Here is a 15,237-nt window from a genome sequence, read left to right as displayed (position 1 = left end):
CTTTTCAAAAAATAAAAAAGCATTTAAATAAATGCTTTCTTTACTTTAATTTTAACGTAATATTTAGTTCAAGTCGATAAGGACTTTCGCTAAAGCAAACATCACCAGTTTGTGATAACGTTTTAAAGGTTCCCCCACTGATTTTAGCACCAACATCAACAAATTTGTGGTCTTCTAAAAGATGCAATAAACGACGGTTATTTCTTTTAGGAATATATCCGACTTTAAAAGCTTCAGATTCATTTTCCCCAACGTAGACTGCAATTGCTTTTTCATCATATTTATTAGGTTCGAATTTAATTTCAGCCCAAGGTAAGAACTCTTCATTGATTTCCCAAATTTTATCTTTTTGTTTCAGTTTTTCAGTCAATTCTTCATCTGAAAGGCCATCGTAAGAAAAGAAAAAATAATTTTCAAATTTTAGCTTTTCAACATAATTTCTTAACCGTCGATTTCGGCCATCGTACTTTACACCTGATACGGAAGTACTGAAAAATTCGAATTTGGGTGTAATTTCATAATCAAATTCATTATCTATGTCTGTGTTAGATATTTCGACTTGCTTTAATTCATCCTCTATATCGGAAGTTTTATTTAAATATTTTTTTTCTCCTTTACGTTTTTTTGATTTAATAATACTTTCAAAAAGAAGGATTTCTATCGCGATTAACATTAAGAAAATGGTGATACTAAATAGTAAGACTTGCAAATCAGACTTATAGGTAGCTAATAATAACAGAAAAATCGCAAGTCCGGTAGGCAATAGTAATAAACCGAACATTAACTTTTTCATTTTTTTCCTCTTTTCTCTCCTTTTTAAACTGAGAATAATTGACTAATTATAAACCATTATAGCAAAAAATGTCTGTAATATGAAAGTATATTGAAATAAAATTATCTTTTGTTATTATAACGCATTTTTATGATCAATATTTTGTGATATAATCATTTTAATTTTATTTCTATAGAAAAGTGTGTTTTTATTAACAATAGTCATTGCATTGATAATTGTTTTCAATTAGACTAGATATAGTATCAAAGGTTGGGAGGATTTAGATGAAACGAATATTCTTTTTTATCGTTGGGTGTATTGCTTTTGTTTTAGGAACGATTGGGATTCTGATTCCATTATTGCCAACCGTCCCATTTTATTTATTAACGACGTTTTGTTGGTTAAGAAGCTCGAAGAACTTTCATGACAAATTTGTATCAAGTAATTGGTACCATAAATATGTTAAACAGATGGTGCTTGAAAAACAAATGACTTTTAAGCAGCGTCGGAAAGCTCTAACCGTGATTTTTATTATCATGGCGGTTCCTTTCGTATTGGTTCCAAATACGTTAATGAGGGCTTGTTTAGTTATTATTTTCACAGCTCACTGTTTTTTCTTTTATTTTTACTTTAAAAAGAAAGAAGTCAAGTTAGTGAAACAAAAAAGTGAGGTTGAAAAAGTTAAGTCATGATAAATCAACGATTATTAGGTTTACTTCAAAAGGATAAAAAATATCTTTGGGGAATAGTATTAACCAAATGGCTAATGTTAATCGCAAACTTAGCCATTATTTTTATGCTGATTAGAGGAATAACGCATTATTTTGAAACGTTTAAACTTCCCTTACATTTAATCGTTCGGATGAGTATGGTGGTAGTGGTAGCTTTGATTGTTAAATCGATTGCCAATTATTATTTGCACCAATACTCTCATGCTGTTTCACGACGTTTACGGTTAGATATTCGGAAAGCAGTCTTGACTAAAAGTACAGAAGTAGGTATTAGTCAACATCAAAAGTTAGGAAGCAGTGAGTTAACTCAATTATCAGTTGAAGGAGTTGAACAATTAGAGAATTATTTTGCTCGTTTTATCCCTCAATTATTTTACAGTTTATTATCTACTTTCACTGTCTTTTTAATATTGGCTTTCATGTATTTAAAACCAGCACTTGTTTTGTTAGTTTGTATTCCGCTAATTCCAATATCGATTATGGCTATTATGAAAATTGCTAAACGTGTTTTAGGAAATTATTGGGACGGTTATCTTATTTTAGGCGAGCAGTTTTATGAAAATTTAATGGGATTGACAACACTTAAGGTACTGAATCAAGATCAAAATAAACAGAAACAGATGGATCGAAATGCAGAATCTTTTAGAAAGGCAACGATGCGACTTTTGAGTATGCAATTAAATTCTTTAATTGTTATGGATATTGTGGCTTATGGAGGTGCTGCGTTAGGCATCTTTTTAGCATTGAGAGGTTACTCTCTAGGGGCTATCAATTTTGCTCAAACCCTTACTTTTATTTTATTAGCGTCTGAATTTTTTATTCCACTCCGTCAATTGGGTGCCTTCTTTCACGTTGCAATGAATGGAATTAGTGCTTCTAAACGTTTGTTTGATTTTTTAGATACAGCAACACGTACTTCTGGTGTAATAAATGATCTAGATTATTTTAATGAACTAACCGTTGAGGAATTAACATTCTCATATAATGAAAATGAACCGGCGTTAGAGCAAATAAACACACGTTTTGAAAAGGGCAAAGTCTATGGGGTTATTGGCCATTCGGGTTCAGGAAAAAGCACACTTAGTAAAATTTTAAGTGGTGATTATTTTAATTATGAGGGGACGATTTTAATCGATCAAACCAACTTAAATGAATTTACTAATTCTTTTTATGAAGAAACATTTTTAGTTGTTAATCAAAAAAGTTACTTGTTTGAGGGAACGATTAAAGATAATTTGCTGATGGGTGATTCACAAGCAACTGATGATGATTTGTGGAGAGTGCTTGAACAAGTACATTTAACAAAGTTCGTTCAATCTTTACCTTTGGAGTTAAATGAAACAATCAAAAGTAATGGAGCTGCTTTTTCTGGTGGACAAAAACAACGTTTTATTGTGGCGCGTGCATTATTAGCTAAGAAAAAAGTGTATGTATTTGATGAAGTCACTTCTAGTGTTGATCATGAAAGTGAAGTTGCTATTTTAAGAGCTGTTCAAGAGTTATCTTATAATGCGATTGTTATTTTTATTTCACACCGAATTTATACAGTTCAAGAGATGGATTGGCTTATTGTTTTGAATAAAGGTAAGTTGGCTGAGCAAGGTAAACCAGGTGATTTGTATGCTAAGAAGAGTTTGTACTATGAATTCGTTAATCGAGAACGAGCGTTGGTAGGGGAGGATTTATACAATGAAAGAAACAATTAAAACAGTTAAATGGTTACTTTCTTTTGTTAAAAAAGTCCCATTTCAAGTTTTTACAGCAGTATTGTTAGGTGTCATTAGTTACTCATCAGTCATTTTAATATCATACATTGGTATTGAAAGTTTAATATTTTTAATTATGATGAAAAAACAAATGCCTTTTCTAGCTATAATATTTCTAGTTTTGGTTTTAGTTCGGGGAATTGCGAGGTATGGTGAACAATATATGAATCATTATATAGCCTTTCATACTTTAGCTAATGTGCGTCATGCTCTGTTTAAAAAATTAAGAACATTAGCTCCTGCTAAGTTACTCTCACGTCAGAAAGGTGACTACATTGCGCTAATTACAAGTGATGTTGAGATGCTAGAAATATTTTTTGCTCATACGATTTCACCTGCTTTGATTGGATTAGTTATGACGTTTGGGCTTTTTGCGTTTTTTGCGAGTTATAGTTTAGTTTTAGGCGCTTTCACGTTACTAATTTATGCGATTTTGGGTATTTTATTGCCAATTTTACAATATCAAAAAGCAAGAAGTATTGGTGATAATTACAAAGAAGCTCTAACAAATTTAAATCAAAGTGTGATTGAAATGAGTGAGGGGTATAAAGAGGTTCAACAATATCAATTAAAAGAATTATTATTAAAAAAGTTAACAGAAAAAGGTCGTAAACTAAATTTATATTCATTAAAAAAAGAAAATCAATTAATGTCAATTGAAACATTGATGCAAACGGTAATTGGACTTAGTTCACTGTTCTTTTTATTAATAGGAAGTGCTTTAAAGATTAACCCAGTATCACTTGTGATCTTAATGGTTGTATTTATGAGTTCTTTTGGTCCGTTTATTCCCTTGAGTATGCTAGGAAATGAATTGTTATCGACCTTTTCATCAGCTAAACGTTTACAAAGTATAATGGAGGAAGCTCCAGTTGTTGCAGAAGTAACAAAACAATCGGAGTTAAGCCAAGCGACTCATTTTTTAGCAGAAGGGCATGATCTAACATTTGCGTATCCTCATCAAGAGCTTTTGTTTTCTAGTTTTTCTTATAATTTTGGTGACAAAGGCTTAGTTGGGGTACAAGGAAAAAGTGGTCGAGGCAAGAGTACACTCCTGCACCTAATGATGCGTTTTTGGGAAGTCAGTGAAGGCGAAGTAAAGCTGAATGATACTGTCATTCAAAAAATAAACACACGACAGTTGCATGAAATTGAAGGTTTTATGACTCAAAGTACAGATTTATTTTCAGGTACGATTAAAGAAAACATTTTACTTGGAAATAAGAATGCTACAGAAGCAGACCTTTATGCAGCTGCCAAAAAAGCGTCCATTCATGAATGGATTATGGCACTACCTGATGGTTACTTGACATTAATAAAAAAAGGAAATCGAGACTTATCTGACGGTGAAAAACAGCGAATCGGTTTAGCTCGTTTATTTTTACACGATGCCCCTATTTTATTATTAGATGAGCCAACAAGTAATTTGGATTACTTGAATGAACAACTTATTTTACAAGCGTTGGCAAAAGAAAAAGAGAAAAGATTAGTTGTTTTAGTAAGCCATCGCGAAACTGTATTAAATCAAGTAGATATGATTATTAGAATTTAAAGAAACGCCGAACGGTTCATAATTTATGATGAATCGTTTGGTGTTTCTTATTTAAATATTTGATTTTGAACGCCAAATACCAGATTGCCAACGTTTTATCAAAAGAACGGCTCGTAACCCTTCATCGATAGCATAGGCTAACCAAACGCCAACCAAACCAAGGTGGACAGGAATAGCTAAAAGATATGAGAAAGGTAAACTAATAATCCAAAGTACAATTAAACTACAAATAAGTGGGAACTTAACATCTCCAGTAGCGTTTAGCGATCCGACCATTATCATATTAACTGTTCGTCCTAGTTCAAGGAAGATATCTACAAAAAAGACAACCTTCGCAATTGCGATGATTTCAGGATTATACGTAAAAATATGCATAATTGGTTCAATGGCGAGCCATGTAAAGATGGAGATAACCGCAGTAAACATCATGGCGATAACGACAGTTCTTTTACCACGATTATAAGCACGATCGAATTCTTTCGCTCCGACGTTTCGTCCAATCATGATTTGATTTCCTTGGCCTAAAGAGGCAGCAAAGAGATAAACAAATTGTGTAATAGCTGTTACGTATGATTTCGCGACTAACATATTTTCACCTAAACTAGCAACAATCATCGTTACCACAACTTGTGAAGCAGTATAAGAAAGGTTTTCACCAGAAGATGGTAGTCCTAATGTTAAAATTCGTTTTAACATTACAAAGGAAATATCTTTAAACTGTAATTTAAAAATATTAAAACCAATAACTCGATTGAGAATGATAAATGCAAAAATGAGTGAGATGAAATTGCTAATAACGGCAGAAATGGCAAGACCTTCGACACCTAGATGAGGTAAACCAAAAGGACCATAAAGCGCAAAGTAATTACCAATTACTGCGAAAACAATCGCAATAGTTGGAATAATTAAAGCTGCTTTTGTTTGACCATGACTTCTCAAAACAGCTATTATAGCTGAAGAAATTGAAGTAATAAATAGACTTGCACCATAAATTTGAACGTAACTAACCCCAATTTCTACAATGTTTTCTGGTAAATTCATAAAATAGAGTAATTGTTCTGGAAACATCATGAAAATTAAACTAATAATAATACCTAAAATAAATGAGCCAATGAGTGCGGTAGAAATGACTTGTTTTATTTGTTCACGTTTTTCCGCCCCAATCAACTGGGCAATAATGATTTGGGCACCAACAGTGATAAATCCATAAATAAATCCAGATAAATTGAGCAATTGATTCGCAGCCCCAACAGCCGCAACAGCAGATTCAGAATATTGTGAAATCATCCAAACGTTAATATTACCAATAAACACCCTGAGGAATAATTCTACAAAAATGGGCCAGCTTAAAAAAAGTAATTCTTTGTCTGAGATGGAAGAGCTTTTGAAAAAGTTTTTGATTTTCTCCATAAATCTACCCCTTTCTTTCTAATCGTTTTCATATATCTTAGAGTATTGTAATCGTTATTTTAGATAAGTCAATCGTTTTTATAATAAATCACATGATTCGTTTTAAAAATAGTGATGGTAAAATTATGCTAATCTGCTAAGTAAACAAAAGAATAGACAAGTAATTTGTAAAAGGTTAAAGTTAAGTAGAAAATATGTTTGGAGGTTTTATAATGTATGATGTAATTATTTTAGGTTCAGGACCAGCGGGGATGACAGCGGCACTTTATGCTTCTCGTTCGGAGTTATCCGTTTTGGTTATTGAAAGAGGAGCTCCCGGTGGTCAAATGATGAATACTAGTGAGGTTGAAAACTATCCGGGGTTTGAGAAAATTGAAGGTCCCGAATTAGCCTTAAAAATGTATGAAAATTCTTTGAACTTCGGAGCAAAACATGTTTATGGTCACGTTATCTCGATTGAAGATCATGGGAAAATAAAAAAAGTGGTTTGTGAAGATGAAACTTATGAGGCAAAAACAATCATTGTTGCAACAGGTAGTGATCATCGAAAAATTAATATTCCTGGTGAAGCAGAGTTTACTGGAAAAGGTGTTTCTTATTGTGCCGTCTGTGATGGAGCGTTCTTTAGAGATCGTCATTTAGTCGTTATTGGTGGTGGAGATTCAGCGGTGGAAGAGGGAATGTATCTTACACAATTTGCAAAAAAAGTGACGATTGTTCATCGCCGTGATGAACTTCGTGCTCAAAAAATCCTGCAAGCTCGTGCCTTTAAAAATGAAAAAATTGATTTTATTTGGAATAAAACACCACTTGAAATTCATGGTGATGATCGTAAAGTCACTTCGTTAACACTAAAAGATACTCAAACCGGAGCAGAATCACAATTAGAAGCAGATGGTGTCTTTATCTATATTGGTTTAGATCCTTTATCAGAGCCTGTTCAATCATTAAAGATCACGGATGAACAGGGGTGGATAGAAACGAATGAAAAAATGGAAACGGCAATACCAGGTATTTATGCGGTTGGAGATGTAAGAAAAACCGTTTTGAGACAAATTGCTACTGCAGTTGGTGATGGCAGTATCGCTGGTCAAGAGGTTTATAATTATATTCAAAAATTAGCTGATTAAAAATGGCGAGCTATCTGACAAAATCAAATGAGTCAGATAGTTTATTTTTTTACTAAAATATTTACTAAAGGATCTGACTTAATGTTATAATCATGATATAAAATGCTTAGAGGTGATGAAGTTGTCTTGGAAAGAAGTTTATCAACAGTGGAAAGAATTTGAAGAACTGGATAGTCAGGTAAAAGAATCCTTGCATGAGATGGAAAAAAGAGAACATGAATTAGAAGATGCTTTTTTTGCACCATTGGAATTTGGAACGGCAGGGATGCGTGGTGTTCTAGGTGCAGGAATTAATCGAATGAATATTTATACAATTAGACAGGCGGCTGAAGGCTTAGCTTTATTTATTGAATCATTAGGAATTAAAGCGAAACGTCAAGGGGTTGCCATAGCATATGATTGTCGCCATCAATCGCAAGAGTTTGCGATGGTATCAGCTTCTATGTTAGCTGATCATGGTATTCAATCGTTTGTTTTTGAAAGTTTGCGACCAACACCGGAACTTTCTTTTGCGGTACGTCATTTTGACTGTGTTGCTGGAATTATGATTACAGCAAGTCATAATCCATCGAATTATAATGGATTTAAAGTTTATGGTGCGGATGGAGGGCAAATGCCACCTTGTGACGCGGATGAAGTGATAAAACATGTCCGTAGTATTGGTAACCCATTGGAGCTTCGTGTGTCTAATCCTCAAGATGCAGAAGATTTTATCAATATTATTGGTGAGGAAATTGATCATCTTTACTTAGAAGAAGTTAAAACAGTTTCAATTGATTTAGAATTATTAGAACGCTCAGCTAAAGATTTGAAACTAATCTTTACTCCGTTACATGGAACAGGTCAAATGTTAGGTGAAAAAGCATTACTCCATGCAGGCTTTTCTAATTTTGAATTCGTTCCCGAACAAGCGATAGCGGATCCGAATTTTACAACGGTCGTTTCACCAAATCCAGAAGATAGTGAAGCTTTTGAATACGCTATTCGTTTAGGTCAGCAAAAAAATGCCGATCTTTTAGTTGCGACAGACCCAGATGCCGATCGTTTAGGGGCAGCTGTTAAGTTGCCAAATGGTGAGTATCAAGTTTTAACAGGAAATCAAATTGGTAGTTTGATGCTACATTATATTTTGGATGCACAAAAGCGTACGGGACAATTAGCATCTAATTCAGCTGCTTTAAAATCAATAGTTTCCAGTGAATTAGCGACAGCGATTGCTGAAAAATATGATGTTAAAATGCTAAATGTTTTAACTGGATTTAAATTTATTGCAGAAAAAATAAAAGAATTTGAAAAAACAGAATCTCATACATTTGTTTTTGGTTTTGAAGAAAGCTATGGTTATTTAGTTAAACCTTTTGTTCGTGATAAAGATGCGATTCAAGCATTGGTTTTGATTGCTGAAATGGCAACTTTTTATAAAGAAAATGGCTTAACACTTTATGATGCTTTACAAAATTTGTATAAAGAATTTGGTTACTATCAAGAAAAAACAATCGCGATTACATTATCTGGACAAAATGGTTTAAGCCAAATTAAAGCGATTATGTCTCAATTAAGAGCGAATCCACTGATGGAGTTAGCAGGAGAAAAAATACTGAGTCGCGAAGATTATCTAGTAGACGAGCGTTTGTTTTTAGAAACTGGCGTGAAAGAAAAAATAGGATTACCGTCTTCTAATGTTTTAAAATATCATTTTGCGGATGGTAGTTGGTTTGCAGCACGTCCATCTGGTACTGAACCTAAAATTAAGCTATACTTAAGTATCATGGGTGATAGTCAAGAAGTAGCACAGAATAAATATCTGAAAATTGAAGAGGCTATCCGAGAATTAATCAAGTAAATTAAAAGGATGGAATCAAACGGATATGAGAATGAGACCAGTTAATGATGATGAATTAAATAAAGTGAGTCAATTTTATAAAAAACTCAGTGACCCTACCCGATTGAGGATTTTAATTTTATTAATGGAAGAAAAAGAGTTAAATGTTTCTTCTTTAGTTAAAAGACTTAACATGGAACAATCAGCAGTTTCTCATCAATTAAAATTGTTGCGTTCTGCACGGTTAGTCAAGACACGTCGGGAAGGTAAAGGGATTTTTTATTCGATCGATGATCAACATGTCATTGATATTTTAGAGGAGACGTTGGATCATTTGACCCATCATTGATTTAAAATAAAATCAAAAAGCTGAGGTTTGACTTCTTTAAGTTAGCCTGGGCTTTTTTGTGTTTCTTTCTTTTTATAGTTTATTTTAAATTCTAGCTTTTTTGTATATTTTTGTATATCATGATAGTTAGACGTAAGGTGGTGGCGAGTTTTGGAAAAAAAGTTTTAGAAGTGACTTGGCATTGGTTAAAAATGCTAGTAGTTGCTTATTTAATCGTTTTAATTATAAGAGCTTTTATCTTTGTTCCGATTGAAGTGACCGGAAATTCGATGGCTCCAACACTAAAACAACATGATTTTGTTATTTCAGAGCAATTTACAGAAATCAAACGTTTTGATATCATTGTATTTCATTCGAATGATGGTAACACCTATGTAAAACGAGTTATCGGCTTGCCAGGCGAGCGAGTCGCTTACCGTAATGATATACTTCAGATAGATGGTAACGAGACAGCAGAGCCATTTTTAGAAGGGATTCGAAAAAAGAAAAATGGGTTTATGTACACGACTGATTTTGATTCTAAAGAACTCTTAGGTGTGAAAAAAATTCCAAAAGATTCTTATTTTGTGTTGGGAGATAATCGTCGTTTAAGTAAAGACAGTCGTTCATTTGGTGTCATACGTTCTCAAGATATTATTGGTAAAGTGCGTATTATTTATTATCCGGTGAAAGACCTTAAATTTTTTAGATAATAACGAACTGGGACGAATTCAATTGATCATGAAACGTTCCAGTTTGTTCTTGTCTGATTGAGGGGCTAAATGCTATGATAAGCAAGTTGTTTAAATCTGAAAATACGTTTTAAAATAAAAGATAAATGAAGAGGGGAAATGAAAAATGACCATTCAATGGTTTCCAGGTCATATGGCCAAAGCTAGAAGAGAAGTAGCAGAAAAACTAAAATTAGTCGATTTAGTTTTAGAAATTGTCGATGCAAGATTACCAATATCGAGTCGTAATCCAATGTTAGATAATCTTATTCAACAAAAACCAAGAATTGTTTTACTAAATAAAGCAGATTTAGCTGATCCAGTTCAAACAAATTTATGGCAGGCTTATTTTAAAAAACAAGGACATGCTTGTTTAAATATCAATGCTAATCAAGGAAAAGGGATTAAATTGATTAGTACAGCAGCAAAAGAATTATTAGCAGAAAAAATCGAGCGACAACGTCTAAAAGGGATGAAACCACGACCATTACGTGCGATGTGTATTGGAATCCCTAATGTGGGAAAATCAACACTCTTAAATCGCTTAGCTAATAAAAATATGGCTCGAACAGGAAATACACCAGGTGTAACGAAAGGTCAACAGTGGTTGAAGTCGGGTAAGGATTTTGAATTACTAGATACACCGGGAATTTTATGGCCGAAGTTTGAAGATCAAATCATTGGTAAAAAACTAGCGTTAACCGGAGCGATTAAAGACACTTTGCTACACATGGATGATTTGGCTTTATTTGGGATAGAATTCTTCAAAGAGTTCTATCCAGAGCAACTAGCAAATCGTTATGGATTATCGGAGGAAGAGTTGGGGTTCTCCACTGTAGAAATTCTTTTGTTAATTACAAAGAAGAGAGGATTTCAGGATGATTTTGAACGAGGAAGTCAGATGATTGTCCAAGAGATTCGTGACGGTCGCTTGGGTCAATATACTTTGGATCATGTTTCTGATTATCAGGAGGAGAGCGAGTGAGTAAACAAGTAACAATAGCTGAATTGAAAATGAAAGCTAAACGGGTGGATACGCTCAACGATGAGTGGTTAAAAGAGTTGGCCTTAGATGAACGTAAAGGAGCACAAGCTCTTTTAAAAACAACTTTAAAAAGAATTAATCAACGTATAAAATTAGAACAACATTTTGAAGAAATGTTGTTTTTTGAAAAAGAGCTTTATGAAAAAGGTTTTACTTATATTGCTGGGATTGATGAGGTCGGTAGAGGTCCTTTAGCGGGTCCAGTTGTTGCTTGTGCCGTGGTATTGCCAAAAGATTTTAAATTAATTGAAGTGAATGATTCTAAGCAATTATCTCATAAAAAACGGGCAGAATTAGCTTTAAAAATTAAAGAACAAGCATTAGCAATAGGGATCGGGATAATTGATGAAAAAACAATTGACCGAGTAAATATCTATGAAGCCACTAAACTTGCGATGCTTTCAGCAGTGAGAGAGTTAAATGTTCCTGTTGAATACTTATTAATTGATGCGATGACACTCTCAACAGAAATCCCCCAACAATCATTAATTAAAGGTGATACAAAAAGTGTCTCAATTGCTTGTGCAAGTATTATCGCAAAAGAATTAAGAGATCAATTAATGATTGATTATGATCAAAATTATCCAGGTTATGGTTTTGCTAACAATGCTGGCTATGGCACAAAAGAACATCTTGACGGGCTTGATAAGTATGGCATTTGTCCGATTCATCGCCAGTCTTTCGCACCTGTTAAAGAAAAGATATGAAATAAAAAAAACTTTCTTCAAATACGAATCTTATTATGAGATTTAATTATTGAAGGGAGTTTTTTTTATGGAAGATATTCGTTTTTTTATTTTTAAGTTGAAACATCTGAAAGGAATTGGAAATAAGGGGTTATTAAAAATATTGTCTTTCTATTTAGACAATAAAGAGGAGCCAATAACGTTGGAACGATTTATATTAATTGGCCAAGTAAAAAAACAATATCAAACGCTTTTTACCAATTCTTTTTGGCAATCTTTTTGTACAATAACGGAGGATGATTTTGAAGTTTTTCAATATACTTATCATTTTATTACCATTTTAGATGATGTGTACCCAGAGTGTTTAGCAGAAATCTATGATCCACCAATTGCCTTGTTTATGGATGGTTCATTGAATTGGTTAACCGGAGAAAAGTTAGCCATGATTGGCTCGCGAAACATGACAAAATATGGACGTGAGGTTAGTGCATCATTGTTACCAGAGATTGTAAAGCATCAAATAACAATTGTAAGCGGTTTGGCTCGAGGAAACGATGCAGTAGCTCATCAGCTAACGACTCGTTTGAATGGACGAACAGTTGCTGTAATAGGTTGTGGTTTAGACATTCATTATCCCGCAGAAAATAGTGGCCTGCAGGAGTATTTATGCAACAATCATTTAGTGGTGTCTGAGTATTTACCAGGCGTTCCACCGATGGCATATCATTTTCCAAGTCGAAATCGAATTATTGCGGGACTATCTAGAGGTATTTGTGTGATTGAAGCAGAGAAAAAAAGCGGTACTTTTATTACAGCAAGTCTTGCGTTAGAAGAAGGAAGGGATGTTTTTGCTGTACCGGGTCATGCTTTAAAAACAACCTCAGAAGGGTGTCACCGCTTGATCCAAGAGGGAGCTAAATGTGTCTGGCGGTCAGAAGATATCTTGAACGAATGGGGGCTTTCTTAAATAACTTTCTTGACAAGTGACTATTTAATGGACTAAGATGGTTAACGATTGTTGCTCAATGCATCATTAGATAGTCATAAAAGAGAAAGGGATTGAAAAATATGAGTTATAAATACTTAGTAATTGTCGAATCCCCTGCTAAAGCAAAGACAATAGAAAAATATTTAGGTAGAAATTATAAAGTGGTAGCGAGTGTGGGCCATATAAGGGATTTACCTAAAAGTAAAATGGGAATAGATTTTGAAAATAATTTTGATCCGCAATATATCAATATTCGTGGTAAAGGTCCCGTGATTAAAGAATTAAAAAAATATGCTAAAAAAGCTCAGAAAGTTTTTCTCGCAGCCGATCCGGACCGAGAAGGAGAAGCAATAGCATGGCATTTAGCTCATATTTTAAACTTAGATTTAGAAGATAATAATCGAGTGGTCTTTAATGAAATTACAAAACCAGCAGTTAAAGAAGCGTTTAAAGAACCTCGAAAAATAAATGTTGATTTAGTTGATGCTCAACAAGCCCGTCGGATTTTAGACCGCTTAGTGGGTTATTCGATTAGTCCTTTGTTATGGAAAAAAGTTAAAAAGGGCTTGAGTGCAGGTCGTGTCCAATCGGTGGCATTAAAAATGATTATTAGTCGTGAAGAAGAAATCAGAGCATTCAAACCTGAAGAGTATTGGAGCATTGCTAATAATTTTATTAAAAAACGTAAAAAGTTTAAAGCGAATTTCGCTAAATTAGATGGTAAGAAAATGGAATTAAAAAATGCAGACGATGTCAAGGTAGTTACCGATCGTTTGAGCGGTTCAGAATATGAAGTAATGAAAATTACTAAAAAAGAAAGAAAGCGAAATCCAGCTTTGCCTTTTACGACAAGTAGTCTTCAACAAGAGGCTGCTCGCCGTTTGAATTTTAGAACAAGAAAAACGATGATGGTTGCTCAACAATTATATGAAGGAATCAAACTAGGTAAAGGCGAAGGAACGGTTGGGTTGATTACCTATATGCGTACAGATTCAACACGTTTATCAGATACTGCATTAGATGAGATTTCAGCATTTGTAATTGAACAGTACGGTGAAGAGTACCTAGCAACAACGAAAGCGAAAACTAAAAAAGCGAAAGGGTCACAAGATGCTCATGAGGCCATTCGTCCATCAAGTGTTTTAAGAACACCCGCTTCGATTGAACAATATTTAGATAAAGATCAAATGAAATTATACTCTCTGATTTGGTCAAGAGTTGTTTCAAGTCAAATGGCACCAGCGGTACTTGATACTATGCGTGTTGAATTAGAACAAAATGGTGTGATGTTTGTGGCTAATGGATCTAAAATTAAGTTCTCAGGGTTTATGAAAGTCTACGTAGAAACGAAAGATGATGGAAAAGAAGAAAAAGAAAATATTTTACCTGATTTAGAAGAAGGCGAAAAAGTCAATGCTGTTGATTTGGAACCTAAACAACATTTCACGCAACCACCTGCTCGTTTTAGTGAGGCAACATTGATTAAGACATTAGAAGAAAATGGTGTCGGTCGACCTTCAACTTACGCACCTACTTTAGAAACAATTCAAAAACGTTATTATGTTAAATTAAATGCTCGTCGTTTTGAACCGACTGAGCTAGGCGAAATTGTGAATTCGCTGATTTGTGAGTTTTTCCCTCAAATCGTTGATATGAGTTTCACCGCTGAGATGGAAAAAGACTTAGATAATATCGCAGTTGCAAAAGAAAAATGGGTCGATGTTGTGAGCCGATTTTATGGTCCGTTTAAAAAAGAATTAGATTCCGCAGAAATTAATATGGAAAAAATTCAAATTAAGGATGAACCTGCCGGTTTTGACTGTGAACTTTGTGGGAGTCCAATGGTAATTAAATTAGGACGTTATGGTAAGTTTTATGCGTGTAGTAACTTTCCAGAGTGTCGTAACACTAAAGCAATTGTTAAAAAAATCGGTGTGAAGTGTCCGACATGTGAAAAAGGCGATGTTATTGAGAAGAAAACCAAGAAAAATCGTATTTTTTATGGTTGTGACCGTTATCCAGAGTGTGAATTCACATCATGGGATAAACCAATTGGTAGAAATTGTCCGAAGTGTAAGCATTATCTGATTGAAAAGAAAGCTCGAGGTAGTGTCCAGATTCAATGTAGTGATTGTGATTATAAAGAAGCGGTTCAAAAATAATAAAAGTACTATTTTTATAAAAATTGTGTATAATATATGAGATTGAGGGCCTAAGCATAACCTATGTTTAGGTCCCTTGAACTTTAGATACTTAAAAATAGGAAAGAGGTTATG

At 33.9% G+C, this 15,237-nt stretch carries 13 protein-coding genes; 11 read left to right on the top strand and 2 right to left on the bottom strand.

Going from position 1 to position 15,237, the window contains the following annotated elements; genetic code table 11:
• Positions 1-40 precede the first annotated feature (40 nt).
• Entirely contained in the window at positions 41-793 is a 753-nt protein-coding gene (locus tag ACTJFD_RS08880; RefSeq protein WP_442261015.1) for a DUF6681 family protein, read from the bottom strand.
• Between the two features lie 263 nt (positions 794-1,056).
• On the opposite strand from ACTJFD_RS08880, the gene ACTJFD_RS08875 reads away from it, so the two are divergent.
• From ACTJFD_RS08875 to ACTJFD_RS08865, 3 genes are read left to right on the top strand one after another with little or no spacing between them, the layout of a single operon-like run.
• Positions 1,057-1,464 carry a YbaN family protein gene (locus ACTJFD_RS08875; RefSeq protein WP_442261014.1) on the top strand — a complete coding sequence of 136 codons (408 nt, stop codon included), beginning with the start codon at positions 1,057-1,059 and terminating at the stop codon, positions 1,462-1,464.
• Positions 1,461-3,209, top strand: coding sequence for an ABC transporter ATP-binding protein/permease (locus ACTJFD_RS08870; RefSeq protein WP_442261012.1), 1,749 nt, complete (start codon positions 1,461-1,463; stop codon positions 3,207-3,209). Before ACTJFD_RS08875 ends, ACTJFD_RS08870 begins: the two co-directional genes overlap by 4 nt.
• On the top strand, positions 3,193-4,821 hold the full coding sequence (locus ACTJFD_RS08865) for an amino acid ABC transporter ATP-binding/permease protein (RefSeq protein WP_442261011.1): 1,629 nt from the start codon (positions 3,193-3,195) through the stop codon (positions 4,819-4,821). Before ACTJFD_RS08870 ends, ACTJFD_RS08865 begins: the two co-directional genes overlap by 17 nt.
• Before the next feature lie 51 nt (positions 4,822-4,872).
• Here ACTJFD_RS08865 and ACTJFD_RS08860 read toward each other — a convergent pair whose 3' ends face one another.
• The gene (locus tag ACTJFD_RS08860; RefSeq protein WP_442261009.1) at positions 4,873-6,231 is read right to left on the bottom strand and encodes an MATE family efflux transporter; all 1,359 of its coding nucleotides are present in this window, start codon (positions 6,229-6,231) and stop codon (positions 4,873-4,875) included.
• Positions 6,232-6,443: 212 nt separating this feature from the next.
• On the opposite strand from ACTJFD_RS08860, the gene trxB reads away from it, so the two are divergent.
• The 8 genes from trxB to topA all read left to right on the top strand — a co-directional run bounded on the left by trxB (position 6,444) and on the right by topA (position 15,123).
• Positions 6,444-7,361 (top strand): thioredoxin-disulfide reductase, encoded by a 918-nt coding sequence (gene trxB, locus ACTJFD_RS08855; protein ID WP_442261008.1) that lies wholly within the window; start codon positions 6,444-6,446, stop codon positions 7,359-7,361.
• 121 nt (positions 7,362-7,482) lie between these two features.
• On the top strand, positions 7,483-9,204 hold the full coding sequence (locus ACTJFD_RS08850; RefSeq protein ID WP_442261006.1) for a phospho-sugar mutase: 1,722 nt from the start codon (positions 7,483-7,485) through the stop codon (positions 9,202-9,204).
• Between the two features lie 25 nt (positions 9,205-9,229).
• Positions 9,230-9,532 carry an ArsR/SmtB family transcription factor gene (locus tag ACTJFD_RS08845; RefSeq protein ID WP_442261004.1) on the top strand — a complete coding sequence of 101 codons (303 nt, stop codon included), beginning with the start codon at positions 9,230-9,232 and terminating at the stop codon, positions 9,530-9,532.
• 140 nt (positions 9,533-9,672) lie between these two features.
• Positions 9,673-10,224, top strand: coding sequence for a signal peptidase I (gene lepB / locus ACTJFD_RS08840; RefSeq protein WP_442261002.1), 552 nt, complete (start codon positions 9,673-9,675; stop codon positions 10,222-10,224).
• Positions 10,225-10,369: 145 nt separating this feature from the next.
• Positions 10,370-11,227, top strand: coding sequence for a ribosome biogenesis GTPase YlqF (gene ylqF / locus ACTJFD_RS08835; RefSeq protein WP_442261000.1), 858 nt, complete (start codon positions 10,370-10,372; stop codon positions 11,225-11,227).
• Entirely contained in the window at positions 11,224-11,994 is a 771-nt protein-coding gene (locus ACTJFD_RS08830; protein ID WP_442260999.1) for a ribonuclease HII, read from the top strand. The genes ylqF and ACTJFD_RS08830 overlap by 4 nt, the downstream gene beginning before the upstream one ends.
• Before the next feature lie 67 nt (positions 11,995-12,061).
• Entirely contained in the window at positions 12,062-12,940 is an 879-nt protein-coding gene (gene dprA, locus ACTJFD_RS08825) for a DNA-processing protein DprA (protein ID WP_442260998.1), read from the top strand.
• Between the two features lie 101 nt (positions 12,941-13,041).
• Positions 13,042-15,123 (top strand): type I DNA topoisomerase, encoded by a 2,082-nt coding sequence (topA, locus tag ACTJFD_RS08820; protein WP_442260996.1) that lies wholly within the window; start codon positions 13,042-13,044, stop codon positions 15,121-15,123.
• Positions 15,124-15,237: the final 114 nt, after the last annotated feature.

Source organism: Vagococcus sp. (genome assembly GCF_052102835.1).
GTDB lineage: Bacteria > Bacillota > Bacilli > Lactobacillales > Vagococcaceae > Vagococcus.
Note: the sequence above shows the minus strand (reverse complement) of the source record. Positions and strands in the feature narration are given on the sequence as shown.

What these genes read in the sequence shown, in the direction of transcription:
- ACTJFD_RS08870 (WP_442261012.1), top strand. Translation starts at nt 1,461, where the DNA reads ATGATAAATCAACGATTATTAGGTTTACTTCAAAAGGATAAAAAATAT.
- ACTJFD_RS08865 (WP_442261011.1), top strand. Translation starts at nt 3,193, where the DNA reads ATGAAAGAAACAATTAAAACAGTTAAATGGTTACTTTCTTTTGTTAAA.
- ylqF (WP_442261000.1), top strand. Translation starts at nt 10,370, where the DNA reads ATGACCATTCAATGGTTTCCAGGTCATATGGCCAAAGCTAGAAGAGAA.
- ACTJFD_RS08860 (WP_442261009.1), bottom strand. Translation starts at nt 6,231, where the DNA reads ATGGAGAAAATCAAAAACTTTTTCAAAAGCTCTTCCATCTCAGACAAA.
- ACTJFD_RS08875 (WP_442261014.1), top strand. Translation starts at nt 1,057, where the DNA reads ATGAAACGAATATTCTTTTTTATCGTTGGGTGTATTGCTTTTGTTTTA.
- dprA (WP_442260998.1), top strand. Translation starts at nt 12,062, where the DNA reads ATGGAAGATATTCGTTTTTTTATTTTTAAGTTGAAACATCTGAAAGGA.
- topA (WP_442260996.1), top strand. Translation starts at nt 13,042, where the DNA reads ATGAGTTATAAATACTTAGTAATTGTCGAATCCCCTGCTAAAGCAAAG.
- ACTJFD_RS08880 (WP_442261015.1), bottom strand. Translation starts at nt 793, where the DNA reads ATGAAAAAGTTAATGTTCGGTTTATTACTATTGCCTACCGGACTTGCG.
- ACTJFD_RS08845 (WP_442261004.1), top strand. Translation starts at nt 9,230, where the DNA reads ATGAGAATGAGACCAGTTAATGATGATGAATTAAATAAAGTGAGTCAA.
- trxB (WP_442261008.1), top strand. Translation starts at nt 6,444, where the DNA reads ATGTATGATGTAATTATTTTAGGTTCAGGACCAGCGGGGATGACAGCG.